Annotated in this window: 8 protein-coding genes and 1 pseudogene; 1 reads left to right on the forward strand and 8 read right to left on the reverse strand. The window is 40.7% G+C overall.

From position 1 onward, the window contains the following. Positions 1-28 precede the first annotated feature (28 nt). From F8S12_RS05870 to F8S12_RS05890, 5 genes are all read right to left on the reverse strand, one after another. On the reverse strand, positions 29-1,285 hold the full coding sequence (locus F8S12_RS05870; RefSeq protein WP_196515398.1) for an alkaline phosphatase PhoX: 1,257 nt from the start codon (positions 1,283-1,285) through the stop codon (positions 29-31). Positions 1,286-1,491: 206 nt separating this feature from the next. Next, positions 1,492-2,595, reverse strand: coding sequence for an aliphatic sulfonate ABC transporter substrate-binding protein (locus F8S12_RS05875; protein ID WP_196515399.1), 1,104 nt, complete (start codon positions 2,593-2,595; stop codon positions 1,492-1,494). Between the two features lie 520 nt (positions 2,596-3,115). Next, positions 3,116-3,781, reverse strand: coding sequence for a glutathione S-transferase family protein (locus tag F8S12_RS05880; RefSeq protein WP_196515400.1), 666 nt, complete (start codon positions 3,779-3,781; stop codon positions 3,116-3,118). Between the two features lie 78 nt (positions 3,782-3,859). Then, positions 3,860-4,981: an aryl-sulfate sulfotransferase gene (locus tag F8S12_RS05885; RefSeq protein WP_196515401.1), complete on the reverse strand. Its 1,122-nt coding sequence runs from the start codon at positions 4,979-4,981 to the stop codon at positions 3,860-3,862. Positions 4,982-5,284: 303 nt separating this feature from the next. Beyond that, the gene (locus F8S12_RS05890) at positions 5,285-6,322 is read right to left on the reverse strand and encodes an NADP(H)-dependent aldo-keto reductase (RefSeq protein ID WP_196515402.1); all 1,038 of its coding nucleotides are present in this window, start codon (positions 6,320-6,322) and stop codon (positions 5,285-5,287) included. A 294-nt stretch (positions 6,323-6,616) separates the two neighbouring features. On the opposite strand from F8S12_RS05890, the gene F8S12_RS05895 reads away from it, so the two are divergent. Continuing rightward, complete coding sequence (locus F8S12_RS05895) at positions 6,617-7,636, forward strand: isopenicillin N synthase family dioxygenase (RefSeq protein WP_196515403.1); 1,020 nt, start codon at positions 6,617-6,619, stop codon at positions 7,634-7,636. Positions 7,637-7,646: 10 nt separating this feature from the next. On the opposite strand, the gene F8S12_RS05900 is transcribed toward F8S12_RS05895, so the two are convergent. From F8S12_RS05900 to F8S12_RS05910, 3 genes and pseudogenes are all read right to left on the reverse strand, one after another. Beyond that, positions 7,647-7,988 (reverse strand): 4Fe-4S binding protein, encoded by a 342-nt coding sequence (locus tag F8S12_RS05900; RefSeq protein WP_196515404.1) that lies wholly within the window; start codon positions 7,986-7,988, stop codon positions 7,647-7,649. 13 nt (positions 7,989-8,001) lie between these two features. Further along, the gene (locus F8S12_RS05905) at positions 8,002-9,063 is read right to left on the reverse strand and encodes an FAD-binding protein (protein WP_230967823.1); all 1,062 of its coding nucleotides are present in this window, start codon (positions 9,061-9,063) and stop codon (positions 8,002-8,004) included. 290 nt (positions 9,064-9,353) lie between these two features. After that, a pseudogene (locus tag F8S12_RS05910) lies at positions 9,354-9,531 on the reverse strand (ISLre2 family transposase); the annotation flags it as partial.

The raw sequence follows: 9,531 nt of genomic DNA on the forward strand, positions 1-9,531 counted from the left end.
AAGATTGCTAACATCAAAGCAGATATTCTTACCAAGGGCCTGATATAGCAAATGTAATTCCTGGTGTTTGCATATTTACAAACATAATTTGTCCATTGGGTGAGAAACAGACTCCAGCAAACTCATTTGTGTTCAACACATTACGGGCAAATTTATAGAGTGCGCCATTGGAAGTTATTCCTACAATAAAATCAGTACCTGCGCCATCCTCACATATAAACAAATCACCATTGGGGGCAACAACAATATTATCGGGAGATTCTAGAATACCCGCATTGTTAGGTTGTATATAAAGCTGAAGCGTTTCGGTAGCAGGAGTATAGCGCCAAATCTGTCCTAATCCAGAACTACCACCACTCGTACAGCAGAAATAGATATCTCCATTGCCATAAAAAATACCTTCGCCACGAGCAAACCTAGCAGCTCCTAGATTAAAGCCTGCAACCCTTACTGTATCAGCAGAAGGATCGGGGTTAGTAATCAAAACCCAATTCACTGTGAAGGCTTGACCTACTGTAAATCCTGTGGTGGTGTTTGCTTGCGGTCTTGAGGTAATTCTTAAAGCATATAAGCTACCTCCTGCACTCAAATTATTGGGTGTGTTGGGTACAAAGCGATAAAATAAGCTATCGCTCCGGTCTTCGGTCATATACACATAACCTGTATTCGGGTCTACTGCGGCTGCTTCGTGATTGAAGCGACCCATCGCTACAAGAGGTACAGGTGTTACAAAGCCAGTGGCACTACTAGGTACTTCAAACACATAACCATGCTTTTTGTTACCTGTTTCAAAACTCTCTTCGCAACTCAGCCAAGATCCCCAAGGGGTTGGGCCACCAGCACAATTGCGGTAAGTACCAGCCAAAGAACCGTAGTGACTGATTAAAGTAAGATTAGGGCTGACTACTAAAGTTGTTGTGCCACCTCTTCCTTGAGTATCGTATTTCTTGGAATTAGGTGCGCTGACACCATTACTTGATGTTGGACTAAGTTCGTGGTTGCGGATTAGAATTGTATTGCCATTTGCTCCAGCAAAGGCTGCCATACCGTCGTGTCCGCCCGGAACTCTAAAGCCATCAGTCATTGTTTGCCCTGTTTCAGATAATCTGACATAAGAAAACCCCGCAGGCAAATCCAGAACACCTCTAGGGTCAGATATCAGAGAACCGTAGGGGCCTGCTGCTAAAGTCCGTTTAGCATAGAAAGCTTCCAATGAAGATAAGAGCATAGCACCAGCAGTTCCGGTACCCGCTAGGGTGAAAAATTTACGCCGCGATAATGTCACTACATCTTCCTCAATTTTGAATAAAATCTACCAACAAATTAATCGATAGCATCTATTATGAAGAAGATTTGAATTATTTGAGTTAAGAAAATATTAAAGTAAGCTTATATAGCGCTAGAGACACAGAATTGGAGTCAAAGAAGAAGTTTTTCAGGAGTATTTCATTTAGCAAAGTAGTCTGGTAAGTAAACAGTCTTTCCCAGATACTAATTTTTCGCCAGTATTTCCTTGGGGGTAATTTCGGCATATTGTTCTGGAGTCAAAAAGCCATCTCTTACATTTACCTTTTTAGGTATGAGTCCCAAGCTATACCATTTCTCAGCAACTTCTTGTTGTTTATTAATGATTACTTCGGTAATTGGTATAAGCGTGAAATCATACTTTTTGTGCATAATTTCTAATGTAGGTGGATCAAGTTGAGTTGTTGCAGAGAGCAACTTGGCAATTTCTTTAGGGTTATTTTTAGACCAATTTTGGGCTTTTTGTACTTCTTCTAGAAAGACTTTGATGACTTCTCGATTTTCTTCATAGAATTTACGGTTTGTGGATAAAAAGTTGTTAGTATCTCGCAAACCATTACCACCGTCTACCAGGACTCTTCCTGTCCCATTTTGGACATTTCTCGTAACAAATGGTTCCCAGATAAACCAAGCATCTACTCTCCCTTGACTAAATGCCACATTAGCATCTGGAGGTGGAAGGGAAACCGATTCTATATCACTAAGCTTTAAACCTTCTTTTTCTACAGCTCTGACTATAAGATAATGACCGATTGATGCTTTTTGAAAAGCTACTTTTTTACCTTTTAAATCTTTGACACTTTTAATAGGAGAGTTTTTAGGAACTAACAGTGAAACTGCTTGTCCATCAGAAGAATTAGCCGCTAAATAGACAAGAGGTGCACCGGCTGCTTGAGAGAAAACAGGAGGAGATTCGGCTGTCAAAGCAATATCAAGTGCGCCTGCATTTAAAGCTTCTAATTGTTGTAGACCGGCAGCAAATTCTGGCCACTCTACCCTATATCCTAAAGCTTTTAATCGTTCTGCTAGAATACCTTTTTGTTCTAAGACGGCTAGGGCAGTAAGTTGTTTAGAGCGGACAATTCTAATTACTTTATCAGCAGTAGTATTACTACCACTAGCTGCATTAGAAGCCGATGAAGCAGCTTGTTGCTGAGAATTATCTGGGGAATTACTGCAACTAAACAGTGTAGTAGATAATACTAAACTGTAACCAAAAGCAAATAAAGCGTGACGACGAGTGATGCGTTGGTTTTTCCAGAATGCAAATTGTTTTTTGAAATCTTTCATGAATTCATCCACATTTAATTATTAAACAAGTTGTCAAACAAAAGATTTAAAATGTGACTTTCGTACTATCAAATTTTGTGAATGTGAAGTCCTCAAGATACCAGGTGTAACAAAAAATAACGTCTACTAGCTGCACTTACAATAACCTTAGATTTTCTCTGATTTATAACTGTATATCTCTGCGCTTTTGCGTCTACTTTTTGCTAATGCTACCTCGGTAAGCGCAGCCATCTTTACGAGAACGCCTAACGGCGAATGTGTGAGATTTGGTCTTTGACTTAACTACATCCGCAATTAATTAAAAAAAGGAAGTAAGGTGGTTTTACCCACCTTAAACGACTGATTAGAGGTTTACTGTGGCGGAAACTTTGTAGTGAGTATGGATGAGGAAATGGGAATTGGAACATGGTGAAAGCAGGATTCCGCTGCGATACGGAGAGGTATAGTTCGCCCAATTCCCAAGATTTAATCCTTGACATTTAGGAAAAGATAAAATTCTTTTGACTACCAAAAAGCTTTTCTAGACAGCAACAGGGGTAGCAAATCTAGCATATCGCTCTATGTAGAACTCTTTGCTATTAGCGATCGCTACTACAGAATCAAGTTGTTTTAAAGCCTTTTTCCACTGACGTAGACGAGTAAATTGCTCTGGTATCGCCAAGCCTCGATAGTGCTTCAATGCAGGCCAACGCTCAAACCAGGGGTAAAAGGTGAAATCAACCAGACTAATGGATTCACCAAACCAGTAGGGGCCGTCTTCTGATAACTTCCCAAAAGCTTCATTCTCGATAAATTCCAGATGTTTATATAGTTCTTGTTTAGCTGCTTCTTGTTGTTGAATATCGGGACTACGCAAGAGAGTAGAAAAAGCCGGAACGAATCGAGTATTAGCAAAATCAATCCAGATGCGAGCCTGGGCTTTAGCAATGGCACTACTGGGTAAAAGCGGCGGATTTGGAAATACCTCATTGAGATATTCGTTAATTACTGCCGATTCCCAAACTCGGTTATGATTATGTGCGATCGCAGGCACTTTTCCATAAGGAGAAATATCTGTAAATCCCTCCGGCTTATTCTGCAAATCAATCTCAATCAAATCAAAATCGATACCTTTTTCTTGCAATACCAAACGCGAACGGTGAGCATAAGGGCAAACAACCGCGCTATATATCTTGATTTCAGCCATGTTGATGTTCCTGTATAAATAGGATTGGTTTATTAGCTTTGGCAATTAATTCAATTCAATCCAAAATCCAAAATTGAACTAGAGCCAAGGCACTTCTTCAGGTGCATAACGAAAGGCACGGAAGACTGAATTTTGCTCCCCACGAGCTACTGGTGATTTCTCACCAAGATTCCGAACCGCAAAGTAAGGATTGACATATTCCCAAACAATTTCTCCTGTAGCTGTCACCTCAAATATGCGGCCGAAACCACCTTCTGTAATTAAAGTGTTGCCATTCGCTAGACGCTGCGCGCCTGATATATACGAACTGAAGAAATTTTGAGGTGGGTTGTCAGTGTACTCCCAAACTATTTCTTTAGTTTGACGGCTTACTTCAATCACACGAGAGAAATTGAGCGCAGTGTGACGACGATGTGCGCCATTATCGAAAATTAGGATATTGCCGTTAGCTAATTCGTTAGGAAAGTGCTGCTGTGCTAATATGTCATCTCCGAGTGTCCAGATAATCTCTCCTGTTTGGTGATCAATAATTACGACGGTAGAGATATTACGAAAGCTGACTATAATATTGCCGTCAGCGAGTTCGCCTACAGTATTACCATGAGTCCATTCGTGTCGTTGATCTTGGGGAGTAATAGTAAAAATATCTGGATTTAGATGTTCGTGGGCGTGCCAAGTCCAAACAATCTCACCCCCAGGAGTAACTTCGTAAAGCACATCAGCATAGATATTACCATCTGCTTCCGTTTCCGGTACACCGCCTTTAATCCGGGGAATCAAAGACTGAGGTATCTTTTCAATGGCTAATAAAATCGTGTTGCCGTTGCGTAATCTGCGCCCATCATGATGATGGTATGGATGCTTATACTCCCAAATAATATTGCTCTTGGGATCTGCTTCTAAGACAACCCCACCTTTAAAGGCAGCCCATAAAGGAAAATGTGGCGGAATATCTAGCGTTTTACCATTATAAAAAAGGTTGCCGTTGGGTAAAAGATAACCATATAAACCCGGTGAATATGGCAGATTCCATTGATGTACTATTTCTCCTTCTAGATTCAGAAGATATACTTTTCCATTACCTGTAAGTGGTGTAAAAAGTGTATAACCTTTGAATACCTTGTCAGGATTATAAGCTCTTAAACCAGTACCACGGCGACGAATAGTATTTTGGTCAACTGATGCTGTTGCGATCGTCATAATTTTAAGTTGCTATCATGAATTTTGTAAATAAGGGATTAGGGATTAAGAGCTAAAGAGCAATACGGTTCGGATAAGATTTGATCCCCCCAACCCCCCTTAAAAAGGGGGACTAAGAATGGCTCTATTTCCCCCTTTTTAAGGGGGACTAAGGAGGATCTTTAAGGACTATGCACCTTAACTGAACCGTATTGGGCTAGAGACTGTTTTCAAACCCAAAATTTGTGTTGCTTTGTTGGGTTGCGCTGCGCTTAACCCAACCTACTTTTCTGCACTCAAAACTCAGCACTCAGCACTCTTCTCTTATGGTGCTGGATTCGGATATTGAGTATGAACTGAATCTAATTCAGCCAAAATATCTTTATCAAGAACTACATTGATGCTTTCTATATTCTCTTTGAGTTGTTCTAGTGTAGTAGCACCAATAATTGTACTAGCAACAAACCAACGACTTCGCACGAATGCGATCGCTAATTGTGCAGGACTTAGTTGATAACGTTTAGCAATTTCTACATAAGCTGCTACTGCTTGGCTAACATTTGGTTTTAAATATCGCTGACCAAAGTTTTCAAACAAAGTAACTCTTGCTTTCTCTGGTTTTCCGTTGAGGTATTTACCAGTTAAATAGCCAAATCCTAAAGGGCTGTAAGCTAGTAAAGGAACGTTTTCGTAATAAACTGCTTCTGCAAGTGCGCCATCAAAAACTCGATTGAGTAAATTATAGGCATTTTGAATCGAGACGACTTTAGGTAATCCTAATTGTTTAGCTGCTTGACTAAATTGTGCAACACCCCAAGGAGTTTCATTACTTAAGCCGATATAGCGAATTTTACCTGCATTAATGACATCAGCAAAAACTTCTAGTTGTTCAGTGATAGGAACTGTTTCCCCTACCTTATCTGAGTCGAAAACTGTTTGCCCAAAACGCGGTACATAACGATCCGGCCAATGGATTTGATATAAATCAATATAGTCTGTCTGCAATCTTTTCAGACTATCATCTACAGCTTGTTTGATATTATCCCGATCAAGGGCTTCCGCTCCATCACGTAACCATTTAAAGCCGCGACCAGGCCCTGCAATTTTAGTAGCAACTATTACTTGATCTCGTTGCTGATGTTTTAACCATTCTCCAATGTAAGTTTCGGTTAAGCCATAGGTTTCGGCACTGGCTGGTACTGGGTATATCTCAGCCGCATCAATAAAGTTAATTCCCTGTTTAATCGCATAATCTAACTGCTGATGGGCTTCTTCTATAGTATTTTGCTGCCCATAGGTCATTGTGCCAAGGCAAATTTCGGAAATTTTTAGGTCACTATTACCCAGTTGATTATACCGCATATTTATGAATTATGTTTGTTCTTAAATTAACAAGATTTTTACTTACTTGATATTAGACAATAAATTACTCCTTGTTCAGTAAATTATTGTTGTTTGCAGAAAGAATGAGAATTATTTAGATAATACTACGGTATTTGCATCAAATTACCGGATTTAAATAAAATTTACAAATTTCTACTCTTTGTCTAAATACTTGACTAAGGCTAGCGATCGCCATAACCAACATTATGGTTATCGATATAATTTTCTGTGTAGTCTAGTTATTAGTCCACGCACAACTAGGAGAACCTGAGCATGACAATCTTACAAGTCGTAGACAAAGAGTTTTCACAAGTTCCCGTCATTGATATTAGTGTGCTGGTTTCTCAAACTAGCAACTATTCTGATATAATTGCAGACCAAATTAGACAAGCTCTCCATGATTACGGTTTCTTTTATATCGTTGGACATGGAGTTGATGAACAACTACAAGAGCAATTAGAATATCTCAGTCAACAATTTTTCGCGCAGAATATAGAAACTAAACTGAAGATTCCTATGGCTCTTGGTGGTAGAGCATGGCGAGGATATTTCCCCGTGGGGAACGAGTTAACATCAGGTAAACCAGACTTAAAAGAAGGTATTTACTTCGGTGCAGAACTAGAAGAAAACCACCCACTGGTGAAAGCTGGTGTACCAATGCACGGTCGCAATCTTTTTGCATCCGACATTCCCCATTTTAAGGAAACAGTACTAGATTATATAGACTCAATGACCAAACTCGGACATATCCTAATGGCTGGTATTGCTCTTAGTTTGGGACTAAAAGAATCATATTTTGCAGACCGTTATACAAAAGACCCATTGATATTATTTCGGATTTTCAATTACCCTCCTAATTCATCATTATCTAAATCTAAATGGGGCGTTGGCGAACATACAGATTATGGAGTATTAACTATACTTAAACAAGATAATGTCGGTGGATTACAAATCAAATCAAAGTCTGGTTGGATAGATGCACCTCCTATACCTGGCTCGTTTATATGCAACATTGGGGATATGCTCGATCGCATGACACGAGGACTGTATCGTTCAACACCCCACCGTGTTCAGAACCTATCAACAAGTAATCGCCTGTCATTTCCATTCTTCTTTGATCCCAATTTCAACGTTGAAGTCAAACCCATTGAATTGAAGGATGTAGTAGTGAATGATGATCAAAGCGATCGCTGGGATAAAGCCAGTGTTCACGAATTTGATGGGACTTATGGCGATTATCTTTTGAATAAAGTCTCCAAAGTATTTCCAGAACTACGTCAAAAAGTGCTTTAGAGAGTCCAAATTAACTTTGATAAGGACGCGGTAGTTGGCGCAGTTTATGAGCCGTATCCAATTCACTATTGTTTTTTCTGCCATATCCCCAACCCAAAAGGCGACGATATTCACCCATGATGTCACTTTCAATTAAATCATCCTCATTGACTTCAATATCGGTATGAGATTGCGGTGCAACATAGAGCGCATCCGCAGGGCAATATGCCTCACATATAAAACAAGTTTGACAGTCTTCCTTGCGGGCGATCGCAGGTGGTTGGTTAGGTACGGAGTCAAAGACATTGGTAGGACAAACTTGGACGCACAAATTGCAATTGATACAGAGTTTATGGCTGACAAGCTCAATCATGATCCTGCTCCTGTTACAACTTTGATACAGTAGGTGTGGTTTGAGTGGTTTGTACTGGTGGTGTAGCGATCGCATCCGTAATCCAATCACGCCTCACCCAAAGCTTATCTAAGCCGCCTGTCGCTTGGTAATAACGCTGATTTGGATCGGTTTCGGGATAGTCTACACGAATATGTTCGCTGCGCGTTTCCTTGCGATGTAACGCGCTAAAATATGCCCATCGTGCTACAGCAGTCAAAGCAGCCGCTCGACGAGAAAATTCCACATCACGCACTGTATCTTGTTTCGGGTTCCCTTGTACTTGCTGCCACAGCGTTTCTAATTTGGCGAGAGAATCCAAAAGTCCCTGCTCAGAACGCAAGTAATTCTTCTCCAACGGGAACATCTGGGCTTGTACACCGCGCACGATCGCCTCACTATCGAATGTTTCAGAAGTGGGAGAGGATGGCGATGGGCTACGCCCCGCCAAAGGCGATCGCAATCCCACTTGACCAGCAGGACGCGCAACCCGTTCATTTGCATGAGCGCCCAGACTCTTGGCAAAGTCGGCTGCCCCAACTCCAGCCCATTGCCCTGTGGAGATTGCCCAAGCTGCATTGGGGCCACCACCCCCAGAAGCTAAACCGGCTAAAAACTCCCGCGATGCAGCATCACCGGCGGCGTAGAGTCCAGGAACCTTTGTACCGCAACTATCATCGGTCAAACGGATTCCACCTGTACCACGGACTGTACCCTCTAAAATAAGTGTCACAGGCACTCGTTCTGTATAGGGGTCAATACCAGCTTTTGTATAGGGTAGAAAAGCGATGAAATGAGACTTTTCAATCACTTCTTTAACTTCCGGTGTAGCTCGATCTAAACGAGCATAAACGGGGCCTTTCAGGAGGGCATTAGGAAGGAAAGATGCATCACGACGACCATTGATATAGCCACCAAGATCATTGCCTGCTTCATCGGTATAACTAGCCCAACCGAAAGGAACACCCCTAGTTACAGTGGCATTGAAAGCCGTTGAAATGGCATAGTGATTAGAAGCTTCCATACTAGAAAGTTCCCCACCAGCTTCCACTGCCATCAGCAGTCCATCACCTGTATTGGTATTGCAACCTAATGCGGGAGCAATGCGATTTTGTGAGGTCGGACAAAAAAAGTGCGATCGCTAAAAATTATATTCAAGTACGGAGTGATTTTATTTACAAATAAAATATTGATTCGCAGGAGAATTCATCTTGATGAGATATCTCAAAAAGATTGCTAGTAAGTCATTTGACGATTATTTCCCAAAATATCTGTAACAAGCCTTTGATATTTAGTATCAATTACAGCAACCAATAGCTAAAGATGAGAACGCAAGTATAAAATTAATCAAGCAGTTTGAGGTTTAATAAAGGAATTAAAGATAGAAATACAAAAATTATCCCAACTTCCAGCTATCCATTGACAGCGCAGATGTAATATAATTTCTGCATTGTCTTTCAACCAAAATTTACTGTTTCCTTTGATTCTTAAATTGACAACTTGGCGGATTAAACTCTCAATTGCA

The organism is Nostoc sp. WHI (assembly GCF_015714725.1).
GTDB lineage: Bacteria > Cyanobacteriota > Cyanobacteriia > Cyanobacteriales > Nostocaceae > Nostoc.

What these genes read in the sequence shown, in the direction of transcription:
- F8S12_RS05875 (WP_196515399.1), bottom strand. Translation starts at nt 2,595, where the DNA reads ATGAAAGATTTCAAAAAACAATTTGCATTCTGGAAAAACCAACGCATC.
- F8S12_RS05880 (WP_196515400.1), bottom strand. Translation starts at nt 3,781, where the DNA reads ATGGCTGAAATCAAGATATATAGCGCGGTTGTTTGCCCTTATGCTCAC.
- F8S12_RS05885 (WP_196515401.1), bottom strand. Translation starts at nt 4,981, where the DNA reads ATGACGATCGCAACAGCATCAGTTGACCAAAATACTATTCGTCGCCGT.
- F8S12_RS05890 (WP_196515402.1), bottom strand. Translation starts at nt 6,322, where the DNA reads ATGCGGTATAATCAACTGGGTAATAGTGACCTAAAAATTTCCGAAATT.
- F8S12_RS05895 (WP_196515403.1), top strand. Translation starts at nt 6,617, where the DNA reads ATGACAATCTTACAAGTCGTAGACAAAGAGTTTTCACAAGTTCCCGTC.
- F8S12_RS05900 (WP_196515404.1), bottom strand. Translation starts at nt 7,988, where the DNA reads ATGATTGAGCTTGTCAGCCATAAACTCTGTATCAATTGCAATTTGTGC.
- F8S12_RS05905 (WP_230967823.1), bottom strand. Translation starts at nt 9,063, where the DNA reads ATGGCAGTGGAAGCTGGTGGGGAACTTTCTAGTATGGAAGCTTCTAAT.